This window comes from Colwellia piezophila ATCC BAA-637 (genome assembly GCF_000378625.1).
Lineage (GTDB): Bacteria > Pseudomonadota > Gammaproteobacteria > Enterobacterales > Alteromonadaceae > Colwellia > Colwellia piezophila.
Genome location: NZ_KB905163.1, coordinates 323,703 through 343,344, shown reverse-complemented (window position 1 = coordinate 343,344; position 19,642 = coordinate 323,703). Strand labels below are relative to the sequence as shown.

Sequence of the window (19,642 nt, the reverse complement as noted above, 5' to 3'; positions counted from 1 at the left end):
CCATTATGTTAACGCTTATTGAAGCTGCCTTAACCCGTACTCGTTCTGTGCTAATGTTGTTCGTCTTACTACTCGTTTCTGGCGCAGTCACTTATAACAATATTGCCAAAGAAGCCAATCCCGATATCACTATTCCCATTATTTATGTTTCTATGATTCATGATGGTATTTCACCAGAGGATGCCGAGCGCATGTTGGTGAGGCCGATGGAAAATGAGTTGAAATCTATTGCTGGCATTAAAGAGATGCGCTCTAGTGCTGGTGAAGGGCATGCCTCGGTAACCTTAGAGTTTATTGCCGGGCTTGACCCCAAAGAAGCGCTTGCTGATGTCCGTGATAAAGTCACATTAGCGAAAGCTAAATTGCCTAATGATACTGAAGAGCCGGTAGTTAACGAAGTTACTATGGCCAACAAAGAAGCCGCACTAACGGTTATATTATCTGGCGCAGTGACTGAGCGAGGTTTGATCACTATAGCCCGGAATATCAGAGATAAAATTGAAGGTATGCAAGAGGTACTGGAAGTTGATATTGGCGGCGATCGTGAAGATATGGTTGAAATTATTGTCGACCCTTTATTGATGGAAAGTTATGGCCTTGATCAAGCGGATATATATAACTTAGTTGAACGTAATAACCGACTTGTTCCCGCAGGCACCATGGACACAGGTAAAGGTCGCTTTGCTATTAAAGTGCCTTCTGTTTTTGAAAATATTCAAGACTTGCTCGAGTTACCGATCAAAGTTGACGGTGATCGAGTTATTACCTTTCAAGATGTTTCAACTGTACGCCGATCTTATAAAGATCCGACGACCTTTGCCCGATTAAACGGTCACCGCTCAGTATCATTAGACGTTAAAAAACGCTCGGGTGAAAACTTGATTGAAACGGTAGATAAGGTCAAAGCAATTATTGAGGAAAGTCGAGTTAAGTGGCCACAGCAAGTGCAAGTTGACTATGTTGGTGACCAATCTATAGAGATAAAACGAACGCTTACCGACTTACAAAATAACGTTTTTTCCGCGGTTTTACTGGTTGTTATTGTTATTATTGCCGCGTTAGGCACTCGAACAGCGTTACTGGTTGGTTTGGCTATACCCGGGGCATTTTTAACCGGCATCTTGGTTATTGCTTTGGCAGGCATGACAGTAAATATCGTGGTGCTTTTTGGCCTGATTATGTCCGTTGGTATGTTGGTCGATGGCGCTATTGTGGTCACCGAATTTGCCGATAGAAAAATGAATGAAGGTCAGAGTAAGACTGTTGCCTACGGCTTGGCTGCACAACGTATGGCATGGCCAATTATTGCCTCAACGGCAACAACATTAGCAGCTTTTGCGCCGTTAATGTTTTGGCCTGGCATTATGGGTGAATTCATGAAATACCTCCCCTTCACCTTAATTGCGGTATTAACCGCTTCTTTAGCGATGGCTTTAATCTTTGTGCCTACTTTAGGTGCTGTATTGGGTAAACCTCGAGTGCTCGGTACTAAAGAAAAACAGCAAATTGAGCAAGCTGAAACTGGTGATTTAAGCAAGTTATCAGGTTTCACCGGCGGTTATATTCGTGTATTAATGACGGCAATTAAGCATCCTTGGAAAATAGTGGCAACCACCTTAGCCGTATCTTTTTTGGTGATGTGGCTTTATGTTACTTCTGGTCTTGGCGTCAGCTTTTTTCCAGAAGTTGAGCCGCAAAGTGCCACTATGGTAGTGCGCTCTCATGGTGATTTATCAGTAAAAGAAAAAGATGTTATTATGCGCTCAATTGAGCAGCGTATCTTACCAATGGAAGAGATTGAAAGCCTCTATACACGTACCGGTGGCAGCAATCAAATAGGTACCTTTAAATTAAACTTTGTTGATTGGCAATTAAGGCGCACGGCCGATGAGATCGTTGCCACTATTCATCAGTTAACTAAGGATTTAGCCGGCGTTGAAATCGAAGTACGTAAAAATAAAAACGGCCCGCAAAGTGGTAAAGATTTAAAACTCGAATTGAGCTCGCGTTTTCCTGAACATTTAGATAAGTCGGTTAAAATTATTCGAGCGGCTTTAGTGGCTTCTGGAAAGTTTACCGATATTGAAGATACTGGCTCTAAACCAGGCATCGAATGGCAATTAATAATTGACCGAAATAAAGCCGCGACTTATGGCGCCGATGCTACGTTAGTGGGCTCAAGTGTGCAAATGGTTACTAATGGCTTAAAGCTTGGTGAGTACAGGCCTGATGATGTTGATGATGAACTAGACATCAGAGTTCGCTTCCCCGAAGAGAAACGTAATATTAGCCGACTAGACTCATTGCGGTTAAAAACTCCGTCGGGTTTAGTGCCTGTAGGCAGCTTTGTTGAGCGAAAAGCGGCGCCAAAAGTTGATACCATTCGTCGTGTTGATGGTAAGCGAGTTGTCACTGTGCAAGCGAACTTGATTGCTGGCGCGCAGCTATTGAATGAGCTACCGCTTTTACAGCAGCAGCTACCCAAACTGGGATTACACCCATCGGTGGACATTAACGTCAAAGGACAGAATGAAGACCAGAAAGAGTCGCAAGCGTTTTTAGTGAATGCTTTTGCCATTGCTCTATTCGTTATGGCAATGATTTTAGTGACGCAATTTAATAGTTTTTATCAGGCACTATTGATTTTAAGTGCGGTAATATTTTCTACTGTTGGTGTTTTCTTGGCATTATTATTGGTGCAAAAACCTTTTGGCATTGTCATGGGCGGTATTGGCGTTATTTCATTAGCGGGTATTGTCGTTAATAACAATATCGTGCTGATTGATACCTATAATGTCTTGCGCAAAGAAGGTTATGCCGTGGTCGATGCGATTTTACGTACCGGTGCACAACGCTTACGTCCGGTGATGTTAACGACAATAACGACCATATTGGGTTTATTACCTATGGTGTTACAAGTTAATTTAGACTTTTTTGAACGGACTATTGTTTTTGGCGCACCTTCTACCCAGTGGTGGAATCAACTAGCAACGGCCATTGCCGGAGGTTTAGCCTTTGCCACTGTGCTGACCTTAGTATTGACGCCATGTTTATTAGTGTTAAGAGATAAGCGTAAAGAAACTAAGCAAGCCGAGTTAATTGTGCACAAAGAAGCTAAACAGATGATTCAAGTCAGTGATGTAAGTAACGCTGCCTAGTTTTTATCGACTGTAGTAATATTTTACCTTTAAATAAGCGATGGCTTAATGTTTACACTCATTAAGCCATCGCTTTAATCTAAAAGCTTTCGGACAAGAAAACGCAGGTGAACCTGAGCGTAAACTCTGCTGCTCTGTCTCCTTTAAATATAGAATAGTCACTGCTCGATCAATCAATGGTTTACTTATTTTTTGCGGTTTCGTATAAGGTGTTAGGGTCAGTTGTTAGTTATCAGTTATTAAATTAGATTGTGGCGCTAAAATTGCTTGTAAAAGAGTTATGTGTTTTAAACTTCATCTTCTCAGCTTTCTTGCCGATAAAGGGAAGCGAGCTATTTATCAAGTTAGGATTGTTATGCGTATTTTACCGCGGTTTTTTATTGTTTTTGTTGCTAGCTTATCTCTAAGCTGTACAGTTATTGCGGCGACAAAAAACATGCAAGCTGTACAAATATATACAGATAATCAGTTGCTTGCCTTAATTAAAGACAACAAGCACTTAGGCCAAGTGGTATTAGATGAATGTCAGTTAGTACAAGATATTGAGGTGCGTGCCAATAAAGCCAATATGCCATCGTATCAATTTTTGTGGGGCGATATGTTGGCTTATGGTATTTGTGTCAAAAAAGACATCCCGCTAGGTTTACATTATATGCATTTAGCGGCGGATCAAGGTTTAGCCGAGGGCTTAGAGCAATTAGGTCGTTATTATCATCTGGGTAAATTTATGCAGGTTGATATTGAAAGGGCTATTGTCTATTTAAAAACCGCCGCCAGTTTAAATAATTTAGCTGCGCAAATGCGTTTGGCTAATTTGTATCAACAAGGCTACGGTAGCCCGTTAGACTATCCAGCGCTCTATTCGCAATTGCATCATTCGGTGACTGACGATAAAGTCACCCATAAAAAAATCAGTCAAATACTGGTAGACCTGGCCAGTAAAATGCCAGGTAAAGTGGTAGCACAAGCGAAAAATACCAGTTATACCAATTAAGTTAATTAGGCCAATTGAAAATGACGATTTAGTGAGTGTCGTTGTTATCATAAAAATTAAGCATTAGTGAGCCATTTCCCTATGATATACTGGCAGGCAGATATCCTTAAATACTGACCCATTATAGTGACCTATAACGATCCACACGCTAAACGCGAAGCCAAAAAATATGAAAAACCAGTCGCCTCACGCGAGCTGCTGTTATCAATCATCGAAAAATGCTCACCGCCACCGAGCTTTAATAGCTTAGTTAAAACGCTAAAGTATGATGAAGAATATCAACTTATTGGTTTGAAACGTCGTTTACGCGCCATGGAAAATAGCGGCCAGTTAATCTTTAATAAATTCAAACAATACGCCGTGCCTCCAAAAAATAGCCTAATAACAGGTAAAGTTATTGGCCACCGTGACGGCTTTGGTTTTTTCTCTCCCGACGACCCGACAAAAGCCGATAAAAAAGGTAAAGACTTTTATATTTCTGCTTATGAAATGCAACGTGTTTTTCATGGTGATATTGTCGAGGTTATTTTGGTTGACCGTACTGATCGTAAGGGTCGTAAAGAAGTAAAAATCATTGATGTCATTGAACCACGAAGAGCGCCGATAGTTGGCCGCATATATGCTGATCATCATATCTGTTCAGTCATTTCTGAAGACACTAAAATAAAGCAAGAAATCTTAATCGATCCACAGCAAAGAATGGGTGCTCGTCATGGCCAAATGGTGGTCGTTGAATTAGTACAAAGACCAACTAAACGCACTCAAACTATTGGTAAAGTCATTGAAGTATTAGGCGATCATTTAGCCCCAGGCATGGAAATAGAAATTGCCTTACGTGCGCATGATTTACCGCATCAGTTTTCTCATGCGGTACAAGCTGAAGTAGCAAGTATTGCGGATGAAGTCGAAGAATCGGCTAAATTACCGCGTAAAGATTTACGTGACTTACCGCTAGTGACTATCGATGGTGAAGATGCCCGCGATTTTGATGATGCGGTCTATTGTGAGCCTAAAAAATCGGGCGGTTGGCGCTTATGGGTAGCTATCGCTGATGTTAGTTATTATGTGCAACATGGTACTGCTTTAGATGATGAGGCTATCTCACGGGGTAATTCGGTTTACTTTCCTAGCCAAGTTATTCCTATGCTGCCTGAGAAGTTGTCGAATGGTCTGTGTTCACTAAATCCGGATGTCGACCGTTTATGTATGGTCTGTGAAATGACGGTAAGTGCTACCGGCAAGCTTTCAGGCAGCAAATTCTACCCAGCAGTAATGCGCTCTAAAGCCCGTTTTACTTACACCAAAGTTGCTGCAATTCTTGACGGCGACGAAGCGCTTTGCCAAGAATACCAAGCTTTAGTACCTGACTTGAAAAATCTCGAGAATATGTATCATGCGCTAACCGATGCTCGCCTTAAACGTGGTGCTATCGCCTTTGAAACGCAAGAGTCTATCTTCCTATTTAATGAAGATAAAAAAATTGACAGTGTCGTGCCGTTAATACGCAACGATGCCCATAAAATCATTGAAGAATGTATGATTTTAGCCAATGTTGCCACCGCTAAATTTATTGAAAAACATGAAAAGCCTGGTTTGTTCCGAGTGCATGAAAAACCTAATGAAGATAAGTATCGTAATTTTATTACTTACTTAAATGAGCTAGGTTTATCACTGCCATCAAAAGCAGAGCCCGAGCCGAGAGATTATGGCGATATATTAGCGAAAGTTGCTGGTCGCCCTGATCAAGAGTTGATTCAAACTATGTTGCTACGCTCTATGCGCCAAGCGGTTTATCAAACTGATAATGAAGGGCATTTTGGTTTAGCGCTACCTTCTTATAGTCATTTTACTTCACCTATTCGCCGTTACCCTGACCTTGTTGTACACCGAGTGATTAAGTCCATTCTTGAAAAAGAAGCGAACAGTGCTGCCAATGAAGGCAGTTATGACTATTCCTTAGCGGAAGTTATTGAGCTAGGTGAGCATTGTTCAATGACCGAGCGGCGTGCAGATGAAGCAACCCGCGACGTAGCCGATTGGCTTAAATGTGAATTTATGCAAGACCATGTTGGTGATAACTTCACCGGTGTCATTTCCACGGTGACTAACTTTGGCATGTTTGTTCGTTTAAAAGACTTACATATTGAAGGCTTAGTGCATATTACTTCTCTGGGCCGTGACTTTTATCATTTTGATGATGTGCGTATGTGCCTTACCGGTGAGCATAGTGGCAACAAATACCGTGTTGGTGATGAAATTCGCGTACAAGTTGCCGCCGTTCATCTTGATGAAAAGAAAATAGATTTACGACTTGAAGGTGTTGAGATTGAAGGCTCACCTAAAGGCAGGTCAAAAGACAAATCTAAAGGTGAGTTTAAAGCTAAGTCAAAGAGCAAAGGTGGTCGACGCTCAGCAAAGAAAACTGAGGCAAGCCCATCAGCTGACAACAGTGCGAATAATACCACCGCTAAAAAAGTTAAGTCTAAAAGCGGCGCTAAAGGCTCCTCTAAAGATAAGCCGAAAGAGAAGAGTAAAGCAAAAAAGCGTAGTGCTCGTAAAAAACGCCCAGGGAAAAATGCCCGTAAAAGCGCAGAGAAATAGCTACAAAGCAGTTTATCACTTAGGTTATTAATTTAAAGACAGAGAAAAATCATGGCGAAAAATGAAGAATTAGTTTTTGGTATTCACGCAGTTAATGCCCTTATTAACGCAGCACCTGAACGGTTTATTGAACTATTCTTACTCAAAGGTCGTGAAGATGACCGTATGATGCCAATCATTAATTTATCACGAAAATACGGCATTGGTACTCAATTGACCAGTCGTAAAGTATTGGATGAAAAAAGTGATGGTGAGCAACACCAAGGCGTAGTTGCCCGAGTAAGACCCGGAAAAGCCTATACCGAAAATGATATAGATGACATTTTACAAGCGGCCGAGAAAAAAGGGATACCACCATTTTTACTTATCTTAGATGGTGTTACTGACCCACATAACCTTGGTGCTTGTTTACGTAATGCTGATGCTGCTGGTGTACAAGCCATAATAGTACCAAAAGACAATGCGGCACAAATTACCCCAACCGTGCGTAAAGTTGCCGTCGGTGCAGTTGAAAGTGTGCCACTTGTGCAAGTAACTAACTTATCAAGAACAATGAAGCAGTTGCAAAAACAAGGTGTTTGGATTGTCGGTACGGCAGGAGAAACAGATACCTGTTTATATGACATTCAACTCTCTGGGCCTATGGCATTAGTGATGGGCGCAGAAGGTAAAGGCATGCGCAGATTAACACGCGAAAATTGCGATCAACTCGTTAAACTGCCTATGGCAGGCACAGTTTCTAGTTTAAATGTATCAGTAGCAACAGGCATTTGCTTGTTTGAAATGGTACGCCAACGCTCAATTTAATGATGGATCATTCTACTTATCCAGAGTTCAGGTTACTTATAGTAAACGTATGATGAGGTTTGTTATACGGTTGTGGCTGAAGTTGGCCGTTAGGTAAGTAGAAATAATACTAAAAGGGAATATTTACCAATGAAAAATTTATCCATTGCTGTGATCTTAATCTTAGCAAGTTTACTTATTTCGCCAAAATTTATTGGCTCTGTCGTTGAAGATGAACGAGAAAAAATGCTCGTTGAACTCAATGCCATTGACGGTATTAGCTTAACGACTCATCAATATGACAGTGGTTGGTTTGGTGCGCAAGTCAGCTCAGAGCTGAGGCTTTCTCTTGAAGATGATGGCTTTGCTGACGTAACCTTTTTATTAGCAGAAGAGCTTTCTTTTGGCCCTATTATTATCACTAAGCAAGGTTGGCACTTAGGTTTAGGTTATTCAGCGGTGAAGTTTAAATTCTCAGCGGCCGAGCTTGATGAGAAAATCATTAAACTTATTAACGAAAATATGCATTTAGGCGCCTTACTTAGTTTTAATAAAGATGTTACCACTTTTATTAATACCGATGAAATGAGCTATGAAGAAGGAGAAAGTGTCATCGTAGCAAAGGCTGTTGCGGCACAATTTACCCTGATTAATAATGAACATATTAGTGGTGATTTCTCTTGGGGTGGTCTGGAAGTTAAAGATGCAACACAACGTTTTGTTATTGGTACTGTTACCATGTCTACCGAGCAAAAGGTTGTTAGTGGCGATTATTTACAAGGCACTGCTATTTTAACCGGCGATGCGACTTTCAAGGTTGAAAATATTGATATATATGAGCAGAGCAGTCATATTTTCTCCTTAAAGCATGCCGGATTAAAGAGTGAAGTTTCACTCGATAAAGATTTATTAGCACTAAGACTGCAATATTACGCAGACGAAATTAGTGCATCAGGTCAGAGCTTTACAGAGCCGAATTTAGAAATAGTACTAGCCAATATAGATATTAATGCTTTACAAGAATTAAACCATACCATAGCGAGCTTATCTACGGGGCTAGTCGGAGATGATAATTCTGAAGAATTGTTAGCTGCCTTGTCAGTCGTTGTCGATAAAGTTTTGGCGAAGAACCCTAGCTTGAAAGTTACTGATTTAAGTGTTGTTACCGAGCAAGGGAAAATTGCTAGCGAGTTTAACTTTAGCATCAATAAAGATTTGTTTGATATTAATAACTTAGACTCTATGGCGTTAATTATGGCTTTAGAAGCTGATGCTAAGGGTAAGGTGCCTTTGGCTTACTTAACTCATTTAGGCATAGCAGCTATGGTAAATAACTTTGTTGAGCAAGGTTATTTAACTCAGCAAGAAAACGATATAAGCTTTGAAGCAAAATATATAGAAAGTCAGCTAACCATTAACGGTAAAGCGTTTGCGCTCTAACACTGCTCAGCCAAGCTGAGGTTAGTTGCTGTCGACGTTAGCTGCTCAAATGCAGCTGAAACAAAAAGGCTTATTGCAGTGATGCAATAAGCCTTTTTTAGTAGCGAGTTTTTAGCCTACATTATTTGTAGTAGCTTAAACATTTTTCTACTTCGTTTTTAGAGCCCATGATCACTTCAACACGTTGATGAATACTATCAGGTTCGATATCCATAATACGACCTTGGCTGGTCATGGCTAAGCCACCCGCTTGCTCAAGTAAAAATGCCATTGGATTGGCTTCATACATTAAACGTAATTTGTATGGTTGCTCAGGTTTTCTGCTATCGGCAGGATAAGTGAAGATACCACCGCGACATAATACTCGATGAATATCACCAACCATGGCAGCAATCCAGCGCATATTGAAATTTTTACCACGTGGGCCAGTATCTCCAGCAAGTAAATCGTTAATATAATTTTGCATGGCGGGCTGCCAAAAACGCTGGTTAGACATGTTTATCGCAAACTCTTGAGTATCGGTTGGTACTTGCACATTACGTTCTACTAACAAGTAACCACCATGGGTTCTGTCTAGTACATAAAAGTGTGTGCCACTACCAGTGGTCATCACTAACATGGTTGACGGGCCATAAAGTACATAACCTGCACATACTTGTTTGTGACCTGCTTGTTTAAACATATTATCATCGCCAGCTTTAATATCTTCAGGCGCTTCATGAATTGAGAAAATAGTACCAATTAATGAGTTGATATCGATGTTCGAGCTACCATCAAGAGGATCGAAAGAAACAATATATTTACCGTTCTCATCACCAGCAACTGAGTGATCTTCTTCTTCTGAAGAAATGGCTTTAACAAAACCAGACTCAAGTAAAATATCTTTGAATAATTCGTTGGCAACGACATCTAGGTGTTTCTGCACTTCACCTTGAATGTTTTCATCAAGGGTTGAGCCCATCACATCACCTAAGTGACCTTGGCTAACACGAAATGAAATCTCTTTGGTGGCAGCTAAAATAGTTTTTATTAATGAAATTAAATCAAGAGGTACATTGTCTTGACGTAAAGCTGGAGCTAGTCGTTGCATTAGGTTACCTAAATTACTTTAAAGTTAATTGTATACTTTATAAAATTTGCCAATGATAATGGCAGACAGGTGTTTATCATCACTTATGAATGTTTTTAGTAAACAATTCTAAATGACATTGCCGATAATTATAGCAAGCTTAAGGCTGATCTTAGTAGCATTTCCTTGTTATTTCGTTGGTGTTTATTGATTAATGTAGTGAGGTTATCATTTATACCCATAGCCAATTAAAGTACCTGATTGGTTATGGGTATATCGCATACTCTGTACTGCTCCCCATTTAAAAGGAAATAATATGAATTTTGTTGGTTGCTTAATATTTTTATGTCTTAGCTTGGCTTTTACCGCCAACGCTGCTGATGTTAATAACGCGAATTTTGCTGATTTTATAAAAGATAAAACCTTACAGCAGGGCTATTTTTCTTTTTATCATGATGAAGACGAAGGCAAAGTTTATTTGCAGATAGAGCAATTCGAGCAAGAGTTCTTATTTCAGTCAAGTTTGCCGCACGGTATTGGCTCTAATGATATTGGTTTAGACCGAGGCCAGCTAGGTGATACCCGTTTGGTACAATTTGAACGAGTAGGTAATAAAGTCTTTTTAAGGCAGTTGAATCCCTATTATCGGGCAAGTTCTAACAACCCATTAGAGCAACAGGCGGTTGATGAGGCCTTTGCTAGCTCTATTATTTGGGGTTTTAAGGTGGTGGCTAGCAGTAAAAATGTCAATAAAAATCCAGCTAAAGGCACCCGTAAAGTATTAATAGATTACACGCCGTTTCTCTTGTCCGATATCCATAATATTAGCCAGAGATTAAAAAAAGCTAAGCAGGGCAGTTTTAAAATAGATGAAAGTCGCAGTGGCTTGTATTATAAACGCACCAAAGCTTTTCCAGATAATACCGAGTTAGAAGCAACGGTGACTTATAAAGGTACCGGAGCGGGTAAGTATTTAAAAGCGGTAACTCCAGACCCTAGTGCCATAACGGTAAACTTACATCATTCATTAATAAAATTACCTGACAACAACTATCAAACCCGTCAGTTCCATCCTTACAGTGGTTATTGGTCAATAGAATATGCCGATTACGCCAGTGCTATCGATGAGCCGTTAATTAAACGTTTGATTCCTCGTCACCGCTTAGCAAAAAAAGATCCTAAAGCCTCTAGTAGTGCAGCGGTTGAACCCATTGTTTATTATCTTGATGCCGGTGTGCCCGAGCCTATTCGCACTGCGCTAATTGAGGGTGCCATGTGGTGGCAGCAAGCCTTTAGTGATATTGGTTACCAAGATGCGTTTCAAGTGAAAATATTACCTGAAGATGCTGATCCCATGGACGTACGTTATAACGTTATTCAATGGGTGCATCGGGCAACCCGAGGTTGGTCTTATGGTAGCTCGGTCATTGATCCTCGCACCGGGGAGATTATCAAAGGTCATGTCACTTTAGGCTCATTACGCGTTAGACAAGATTATTTGATCGCCTTAGGTTTGACTTCACCCTTTACTAATAATGAAGGTAATAATGCAACTGGAGAGCCTACAGATACTAGCGCGATGCAAGCCATGGCATTGGCCCGTATTCGCCAATTATCAGCGCATGAAGTAGGTCATACCTTAGGTATTGCTCATAACTTTGCTGCGAGTGTCAATGATCGTGCCTCGGTAATGGATTATCCTCACCCATTTATTACCTTAGATGAGCAAGGTGAGATTGATTTGTCTCAAGCCTATAAAGAAAATATTGGCCTGTGGGATAAGTATGTTATCGCTTATGGTTATGGTGATTATGCACAACAAGAAAATGTTAGCGAAGCCCAATACCTCGCAAGGCTTATTAAACAAACCCAAGCACAAGGGTTGTTATATGTTTCAGACCCTGATGCTCGTCCAGCATCGGGTGCGCATAATACCGGTCATTTGTGGGATAACGGTAGTAATGCCGCGCAAGAATTAACTCGGGTAATGAAGGTGCGCGCGAAAGCTCTAGAGAACTTTGGCTTAAATTCTATTGCGCCCAATACACCGCTATCAGAATTAGAACAGGCATTAGTGCCTATTTATAACTTTCACCGCTATCAGGTTGAAGCAACGGCAAAACTCATTGCGGGTGTCGATTATGCCTATGAAGTAAAGAGTGCCTATGAAGTAAAGAAATCTTATACCGAAAAAACAAGTAATGCGGTTGATGGTGTTGAAAGTGCTGAAGAGTTCTACGCTGAAGGCGCAAGTGATATTGATGCAGAGCAGCAGCGTGTGCAAGCAGTTTCAGCGGCTATGCAACAGCAAGCCTTAAGCGCGCTTTTAGCAACGTTAGATAGTGACTTTTTAACCTTATCAGAAGATATTATTAGCCTTATTCCACCTAAAGCTTATGGTTATGCGCGCACAAGAGAGAGTTTCGTTTCACAAACCGGCATTACCTTTGATGCCATTAGTGCTGCACAAGCAAGTGCCAAGCATACCTTATCATTATTATTAAATAAGCAACGCTTAGCACGTTTACAACAACAAGCGGCGCGTTACCAGCCAGGTAATGGTCGTGGTCAACAAGTTAATGCCATTTTTTCCGTACAGCAGGTTATTACCCAGCTGCTTAATAGCACCATTAAGCAAGGCCCAGAGAGCGGTTTAGCGTTGTTAGTTCAGCAAAGAGTGAACCAACAAGTTGTTGAGCAACTGTTGACACTATGGCATGAAGATAATGTCGTACCTGAAGTACGTAGTGAGATTTTTGTTAGCTTGGTCGACTTAACCGAGTGGCTTGATGATAATAATGATAGTCGCAGATATTCAGCTTTATCTGCGCAGTTTATTTTACTTGAGCAGCAAATTAAGTTTAGCTTAAAGCAAAACAAACTTGCGCTACCGGCCAGTAAAATAGCTATGCCTCCAGGCTCACCTATCGGTGGCTAATTACTATTGTGCTGATTGATACATGTTGGGCTTAACCCTTAAGTGTTTACTTGGTAATGCTTGGGGTTAAGCTCGTCATACTTTGTCGTCCAAACCCCGCTAGTGCCTCAGGGCAGTTAATCAACTTTTGACAGCTTCGGTCAATGAAGTGGCTTGGTCTGATTTTTTGCTGCTTCTCTTTTTTGGCGACTTTGCCAATACCACTAAGTTACCTGCCAGCATTAAACTTAAGCCAACATAAGTAAAACTATCCCAAGTAAAGCCTTCGACAAAACTTGAAATAACTACTGCTACGGCAGGAAACATAATGGTCGCATAAGACGCTTTATGGGCACCAATTCGCGCCAATAACGTTAAATAACAACCAAAGGCGATAACAGAACCGAAGATTGATAAATATAATAATGAGCTGATGTATTCAAAGGTAAAAGAAAAGTTAAAGCTTTGTCCCTGAACAAGTGCCAGCACCAGCATAAAAAAAGAGCCATACAGCATGCCCCAAGCGGTGGCAGGCAATACCGGCATATTATTATGCTGATTTTTAATGGAAATCATATTGCCGGTCGAAGCGAACAGTACGCCAACCATACATAAACCTAAGCCTAATAAAGTACTATCACCCAATTGCACGTTGCTTATCTGTGGCCAAAATAAAGTGACAATACCCACTAAACCCAAGGCGCCACCTAAATAGACTTGCCTAGAAATATGGGTTTTAAACCAAAGGCGAGCATTGAGTATATTGACAATCATCAAGGTGGAAAAAGCGATGCTGGTTAGGGCAGAGTTAATATGAGCTTGCGCGTTATACAGTAAGTAATAATTACAGCCAAATAAGGTCAATCCAAAAGCAAATAACTGAATATGCTGTTTGGCTGAAAATGACAGCGGTAACTTCTTATAGCGACAGTAAGCAAACATAATTAACGCAGCTAAGCCAAAGCGATAAACAATCGATACGACAGGGGCGACATCACCTAATTGATAATTAATGGCAATCCAGGTTGAACCCCAAATAATTACCGTGATCACATATAAAAGATTATTGCTCATTAAATTTAACACCCCATAACTGAGAACTGACCGGATAAGGGTGACATTGTAATGATAATTTGATTTAATAACATGTACAGAAAACTGAAAATGTAACCTATACAGTTTTAAAGTGATCAAAACACCGGTGATGAGAAAAAACAGATGAAATTATTAGATAAAAGCTCTTCGGCTTATTTGTATCAGCAAGTTATTGATTTTATAGAACACCAACAAAAAATTGGTGCTTTGCAACCCGGTGATAAATTACCGAGTTTACGAAAGTTGAGCCGTCAGTTTGAAATCAGTGTGCCAACGGTCAAGCAAGCTTATATCGAATTAGAGCGACAAGGTCGGGTCAGTGCCAGACCACAATCGGGTTATTATTTGCAAGCGGTACAAGCGCGGACATTACAACCTCGTCCGGCAAAATGGGCGCAATGTAAACCCGCCGAAGTGCAAGGTCGCAGTATGATTGAGCAAGTTCATGCAGCCGTACATCTACCTGATACGGTTGCCTTAGGTATTTCCAACCCCATTCAAGCTCACCCACCCGATAAAGCGCTCGCCAGATTAATGCGCTCTGTGTTAAGCAAAGTCTCTGAAAAAGCAGTGAGTTATGGCCCTGTTACCGGTGATGCCAAATTGCGGATGCAGTTGGCGTTTAGGTACCAAGATCAAGGTGTCGAGGTAAATCCGGCTGATATTGTTATTACTAACGGTGCCCAAGAAGCACTATCCATTGCACTACAATGTGTAGCCAAACGTGGCGATATTATTGCTATTGAATCACCGTGCTTTTTTGGCATTATCGAACTGATTGAAACGCTCGGCATGAAAGCCCTAGAAGTGTATACCTGTACCGAGGATGGCGTTGGTTTAGATGAGCTATCCGTGGCAATTTCACAGCATAATATTACCGCCTGTTTATTTTCAACCGCGATAAATAATCCGCTCGGTTCAATGAAAAGCGATGAGCAACGCCAAGCAATGGTGACGCTATTAGAGCAGCATGATATTCCCTTAATTGAAGATGATGTTTACAGCGAAATATATTTCACCGATAAAAAGCCTAAACCGGCGCAACTTTATTCTGAAAAAGGTCTGGTGATGACCTGTTCATCGTTTTCAAAAACAGCAGCGCCAGGCTATCGTATTGGTTGGTTATTGCCAGGTAAATTTGAAGAGCAGGCCAAGCGTATTAAACGTGCTCAGTCGGCCTCGACACCTATGTTGCAACAGTGGACCTTAAATGAGTACTTACTCAGCGGGGATTATGACCGCCACCTGTGTGTGTTGAGAAAAACCTTAGCTTATAACTGTGAACGCATGCGAGCGCTCATTGCTGAGTATTTCCCTAAAGAAGTGTGTATCTCTAAACCCCAAGGGGGCAGTGTGCTTTGGTTACGTTGCCAATCACACGTCAATACCAGTGCATTTTTTCAACAAGCATTAGCTCAAGGGGTAAGTTTTGCTCCAGGAGCGGTATTCTCGCCCTCAGGAAAATACCAAAATTATATGCGAGTTAGCTATGGGGTGAAGTGGGGGCAAGATGTTGAAAATGCGATTAAAACCTTAGGCGCGTTGGTTTTTGACTACACCAGACAACAAAAAAATGACTAGATAATTAGCAAGCCCATCATTAGCACCTAAATAAACAGAAAGTAAAAAATGAATAATCAAGTAGATAAATTGGTGAAAAGGTCATGACAGCACAACTGCAAGTGTCTTTAAAATTATTGTTGCCGTTACTCGCGGCTATTTTAGCGGTGTCTCCGTTAGCGGTGGATATGTATTTATCGGCGATGCCAACCTTGGCTGAACACTTAAATACGCCAATGAGTATGGTACAAAATAGCTTGAGTGTTTATTTACTTGGCTATGCCTTAGGCTTAATTTTATTTGGCCCTATGGCAGATAAATACTCTCGGCGAAAATTAGTGTTATTAGGCCTTGGCGGCTTTTGTATCGCTAGCTTATTATTGCCGATGGTCAGTAATATTGAACAATTTCTATCGGTAAGGTTTATGCAGGCCTTTATTAGTAGTGCTGCCACTGTGGTGGTACCGGGCGCAGTACGTGAATATTACGGCAAAGATACCGCGAAAGGCCTCTCTTATGTCAGTATGATTATGATGCTAGCACCGATGATAGCGCCGAGTATTGGTAGTGTCTTGCTACTCGCACATAGCTGGCAGCTCATATTTTATGTCTTAGCGGCTTATAGCTTTATCGTGTTTTTGTTAGTGATGAAGTATTTACCTGATGCTTCAGATATCGATATTATAACGGGTGAGAAAAAGCCAGTTAAAGTACAGCTGAGCTTTGTTCAGCGTTATAAAATTGTCTTAGGCAATGGCGAAGCTCGGTTAGATCTTATTAGTTCAATGATGATATCACTGGCCTTTTTTACCTATATCACCGCGATCCCTTTTGTCTATTTAAAGGTGTTTTCTGTCTCTGAATACACCTTTAGTCTGCTCTTTGCTTTGAATGTTTTGGCCTTAATGGCCGCCCACTTTATCAATACACGCTTTGTTGTTGCTAAAGGCTCAAGAACCATGCTGCGCTTCGCTTTGATTCTAGCAACACTTGCGGCAAGCGCTTTAGCCTTGGTGAATCTTTTACAATTACCGCTAATTTATACTGTCGTGTCGATTTTCCCGTTGATGGGCAGTATTTCTATGATCGCGGTAAATAGTGATGCATTAATTCTGACCAAGTTCCCCGAAAATTCGGGCACGGTTACCGCGGTAATAGGTACCTTGCGTTGGGGGCTTGGCGCCTTTGCAGGACCGATACTTGCTTTTTATTATGATGGCAGTGCTAAACCGTTTGCCTTGTTAATGTTCTTCGCTGTGTTGGTAGTGTTATGCTGTCAATTAATAACCTGGTCTAACAGTAAAAATAGTAAGAATATTCTTAAAGGAAAATTTCAGTAATGAAAAATATAGCAGTTATCTTAAGTGGTTGTGGCGTATACGATGGCAGTGAAGTTCATGAGGCGGTATTAACATTGCTAGCCATTGAGCAGCAAGGGGCAAAATATAATTGTTTCGCGCCAAATATTAGTCAGCATCATGTTATTAATCACCTTAATGGTGAGGTAAGTAAAAGCGAAAGCCGTAATGTCTTAGTTGAAGCGGCACGTATTAATCGTGGCGATGTTGAAGATTTAATTGAGTTACGTGAACAAGACTTTGATGCCATTATCTTTGTTGGCGGCTTTGGCGCAGCTAAGAACTTAAGCAGTTTTGCCTTGGATAACGAAAACTATAGTGTTAATGAACAAGTACTTTTGGCCGCTAAGGCGTTTGCTAAAGTAGAGAAACCAGCAGGTTATATGTGTATTGCGCCAGCACTGCTGCCATTAATTTATCCTGCAGGCGTAAAAGGCACAATAGGAAAAGATAATGCTACTGCTGCGCTAATTAGCGCTAAAGGATTAACTCATATTGAATGCGGCGTCGCTGATGTGGTGATTGATGAAGCCCATAAAATAGTGACAACGCCTGCCTATATGTTAGCTGAATCTATTAGTGAAGCCTCGGTAGGCATTAATAAATTAGTCAAATATGTGCTGGCATTGAGTAAATAGGTATTGTTTCTATGAAGAAAGCATACCAGCCATTTTTACAAACAACACCGGTTTACTTAGCACTCGGCGCGCTAAGTATAATAGCTTCAATGGCGCTAAGCGCTTGTCAAAGTCAGGCGATGATAAAAGATATGAGTACTGCACCGAATACTACTTCTGCACTTTCCGAGTTCGAACAACAAATCGCGCAACGCATGTCTCTCGATATTCGTTATTTTTGTGCCGATGTTAATGGCAAGCCCAGTGTGCCTAGCTCGAAACATTGTCGACAAGCGCTAACCGAGCTACCCGAAGAAATATCGCAATTGATTAGCAATACCAGTATCGGTGGTATTGTTTTATTTTCCGAGAATGTACAAGAAATAGCGCAAGTGGTTAAGTTAACCCATGATATTCAACAAGCGGCAGTCAACTCAGGGCAAGGAAAACCGATAATAATCTCAATGGATCAAGAGGGGGGGCGAGTTGCTCGTTTTGCGAAAATGACGGGCTTTGCCGGCAATATGGCTATTGGTGCGAGTTACCCCCAACACGGTACTTATTTTGCTACACAAGTAAATGCGGTTATTGCAAAAGAGCTAAAAGTCTTAGGTATTAATAATAACTATGCGCCAGTGGTTGATGTAAATACCAATGTTGATAATCCTGTGATCAACACCCGTTCTTTTGGTGAGTCACCAAGGCAAGTGGCTGAATTAGGTGCTAGTGCTGTTAATGCCATTCAGGCACAAGGGGTGATGGCAACGCTTAAACATTTCCCAGGTCATGGTGATACCCATGTTGATAGCCATCTTGGTTTACCGCGTGTTGACCATGATAGAGCGACGATAGATCAGGTTGATCTTGCCCCTTTTTCTTGGGCCATTAAACACGCGCAACCTGCCATGATCATGACGGCGCATATTCAGTATCCAGCGCTTGATGACAGTGTTTTTGTCAGTAAAAGTGGCGAGAAACTTATTCGTCCGGCCACTATGTCACGTAAAATTTTAACCGATCTACTCAGGCATGATATGGGATTTGTTGGCATTATAGCCACTGATGCTCTAGATATGGCTGGCGTAAGCCACTTTTTCACCGAAGTTGAAGCGGTAGTAGAAACCTTTGTCGCTGGCGCTGATCTAGCGGTAATGCCTTTTAAAGTCAGAACACCTGCGGATGTTACCGCCTTTCATCACTTTATTAAAGAGGTGGCAATAGCATTATCACAACGCATTGAACAAGAGGATTATACCTTGGTAGAGTTTGAGCAAGCGTTAGCAAGGCTTAATTTTTATAAAAAACAATATGCACAAGTGGATGGTCTGTCATTAACGCAGCAAGTACAAAGGGCAAGCGCTCTTATTGCCAATGACCAGCATATAGATACTGAGCAGGCGCTTGCTGATGCGGCGGTTACTGTATTGAAAGATAATAAGCTGTTACCTATTAACCTTAGCGTCATTAATCACTTGCACTTGGTGGTTGCAAATCAGCAAGAACTAGCCGCACTCACTTATGCAGTTGTTAATGTGTTATCAAAGCAGTTATCCGAGCAGCAGCTTGCTAGGGTGAAAATTAGCCACTTTGTTGCCGGCAGTAGTGAGTATAATGCTCAAGCTGAAAGCTTACTCGTTAAGGCTGATATTTTAATTGCCACTGTTGATATTAAAACCGCCAGTTTAGTTGATTTAGGTGGTATGGATGATTTGACGCCCAGTTATGGTAGCGCAGCACAGCAACAAAAAAAGCACAGCTATGCGACATTATTAAAGCAGCAATTGGCACAAGCCAAGCAGGTAAAGACGCCAACAATACTGATTGCTAAAGGCTCTCCTTTTTTAATAAGTGAATTCAGCGAGCTTGCCGATACGGTATTGTTAAATTTTGATGATAGGGTTTATCAAGATATTAATCAGCAAGAAATCAGCCCAGGATTCAATGCCAGTATGGCGGTTATTGTCAGTGAGGGGAAAGGGCAGGGTGAACTACCGGTCACCTTGAAGTAATAAAAATAAAAGCGAGAAAGTAACTGTACGCTTTAAAG

At 41.1% G+C, this 19,642-nt stretch carries 12 protein-coding genes; 10 read left to right on the top strand and 2 right to left on the bottom strand.

What is annotated here, in order from left to right; translation table 11 throughout:
* The first annotated feature begins 5 nt into the window (after positions 1-5).
* The 5 genes from F580_RS0108780 (at position 6) to F580_RS0108760 (ending at position 8,979) form a co-directional block, all read left to right on the top strand.
* Complete coding sequence (locus F580_RS0108780; protein ID WP_019027345.1) at positions 6-3,158, top strand: efflux RND transporter permease subunit; 3,153 nt, start codon at positions 6-8, stop codon at positions 3,156-3,158.
* Positions 3,159-3,513: 355 nt separating this feature from the next.
* Positions 3,514-4,152 carry a tetratricopeptide repeat protein gene (locus F580_RS0108775; RefSeq protein ID WP_019027344.1) on the top strand — a complete coding sequence of 213 codons (639 nt, stop codon included), beginning with the start codon at positions 3,514-3,516 and terminating at the stop codon, positions 4,150-4,152.
* A 126-nt stretch (positions 4,153-4,278) separates the two neighbouring features.
* Positions 4,279-6,753, top strand: a complete 2,475-nt coding sequence (gene rnr / locus F580_RS0108770) for a ribonuclease R (protein ID WP_019027343.1) — start codon at positions 4,279-4,281, stop codon at positions 6,751-6,753.
* 51 nt (positions 6,754-6,804) lie between these two features.
* Positions 6,805-7,560, top strand: a complete 756-nt coding sequence (gene rlmB / locus F580_RS0108765) for a 23S rRNA (guanosine(2251)-2'-O)-methyltransferase RlmB (protein ID WP_019027342.1) — start codon at positions 6,805-6,807, stop codon at positions 7,558-7,560.
* Positions 7,561-7,689: 129 nt separating this feature from the next.
* A complete protein-coding gene (locus tag F580_RS0108760; RefSeq protein ID WP_019027341.1) occupies positions 7,690-8,979 on the top strand; it encodes a YdgA family protein in 1,290 nt (429 codons plus the stop codon).
* A gap of 121 nt (positions 8,980-9,100) precedes the next feature.
* Here the strand turns inward: F580_RS0108760 and F580_RS0108755 are convergent, their stop codons facing one another.
* Positions 9,101-10,069, bottom strand: coding sequence for a class 1 fructose-bisphosphatase (locus F580_RS0108755; protein WP_019027340.1), 969 nt, complete (start codon positions 10,067-10,069; stop codon positions 9,101-9,103).
* A 295-nt stretch (positions 10,070-10,364) separates the two neighbouring features.
* Between F580_RS0108755 and F580_RS0108750 the strand changes: the two genes are divergently transcribed.
* Positions 10,365-12,986 carry a zinc-dependent metalloprotease gene (locus tag F580_RS0108750; RefSeq protein ID WP_019027339.1) on the top strand — a complete coding sequence of 874 codons (2,622 nt, stop codon included), beginning with the start codon at positions 10,365-10,367 and terminating at the stop codon, positions 12,984-12,986.
* A gap of 120 nt (positions 12,987-13,106) precedes the next feature.
* Here the strand turns inward: F580_RS0108750 and F580_RS0108745 are convergent, their stop codons facing one another.
* Positions 13,107-14,039 (bottom strand): DMT family transporter, encoded by a 933-nt coding sequence (locus F580_RS0108745; RefSeq protein WP_019027338.1) that lies wholly within the window; start codon positions 14,037-14,039, stop codon positions 13,107-13,109.
* A gap of 144 nt (positions 14,040-14,183) precedes the next feature.
* Between F580_RS0108745 and F580_RS0108740 the strand changes: the two genes are divergently transcribed.
* From F580_RS0108740 to F580_RS0108725, 4 genes are all read left to right on the top strand, one after another.
* A complete protein-coding gene (locus F580_RS0108740; RefSeq protein ID WP_019027337.1) occupies positions 14,184-15,641 on the top strand; it encodes an aminotransferase-like domain-containing protein in 1,458 nt (485 codons plus the stop codon).
* An 83-nt stretch (positions 15,642-15,724) separates the two neighbouring features.
* Entirely contained in the window at positions 15,725-16,960 is a 1,236-nt protein-coding gene (locus F580_RS0108735; RefSeq protein WP_019027336.1) for a multidrug effflux MFS transporter, read from the top strand.
* Entirely contained in the window at positions 16,960-17,616 is a 657-nt protein-coding gene (gene elbB / locus F580_RS0108730) for an isoprenoid biosynthesis glyoxalase ElbB (protein WP_019027335.1), read from the top strand. Before F580_RS0108735 ends, elbB begins: the two co-directional genes overlap by 1 nt.
* Before the next feature lie 11 nt (positions 17,617-17,627).
* A complete protein-coding gene (locus F580_RS0108725) occupies positions 17,628-19,604 on the top strand; it encodes a glycoside hydrolase family 3 protein (protein WP_019027334.1) in 1,977 nt (658 codons plus the stop codon).
* The last annotated feature ends 38 nt before the right edge of the window (positions 19,605-19,642 follow it).

What these genes read in the sequence shown, in the direction of transcription:
- F580_RS0108750 (WP_019027339.1), top strand. Translation starts at nt 10,365, where the DNA reads ATGAATTTTGTTGGTTGCTTAATATTTTTATGTCTTAGCTTGGCTTTT.
- F580_RS0108775 (WP_019027344.1), top strand. Translation starts at nt 3,514, where the DNA reads ATGCGTATTTTACCGCGGTTTTTTATTGTTTTTGTTGCTAGCTTATCT.
- elbB (WP_019027335.1), top strand. Translation starts at nt 16,960, where the DNA reads ATGAAAAATATAGCAGTTATCTTAAGTGGTTGTGGCGTATACGATGGC.
- F580_RS0108760 (WP_019027341.1), top strand. Translation starts at nt 7,690, where the DNA reads ATGAAAAATTTATCCATTGCTGTGATCTTAATCTTAGCAAGTTTACTT.
- F580_RS0108745 (WP_019027338.1), bottom strand. Translation starts at nt 14,039, where the DNA reads ATGAGCAATAATCTTTTATATGTGATCACGGTAATTATTTGGGGTTCA.
- F580_RS0108755 (WP_019027340.1), bottom strand. Translation starts at nt 10,069, where the DNA reads ATGCAACGACTAGCTCCAGCTTTACGTCAAGACAATGTACCTCTTGAT.
- F580_RS0108780 (WP_019027345.1), top strand. Translation starts at nt 6, where the DNA reads ATGTTAACGCTTATTGAAGCTGCCTTAACCCGTACTCGTTCTGTGCTA.
- F580_RS0108735 (WP_019027336.1), top strand. Translation starts at nt 15,725, where the DNA reads ATGACAGCACAACTGCAAGTGTCTTTAAAATTATTGTTGCCGTTACTC.
- F580_RS0108725 (WP_019027334.1), top strand. Translation starts at nt 17,628, where the DNA reads ATGAAGAAAGCATACCAGCCATTTTTACAAACAACACCGGTTTACTTA.
- rlmB (WP_019027342.1), top strand. Translation starts at nt 6,805, where the DNA reads ATGGCGAAAAATGAAGAATTAGTTTTTGGTATTCACGCAGTTAATGCC.
- F580_RS0108740 (WP_019027337.1), top strand. Translation starts at nt 14,184, where the DNA reads ATGAAATTATTAGATAAAAGCTCTTCGGCTTATTTGTATCAGCAAGTT.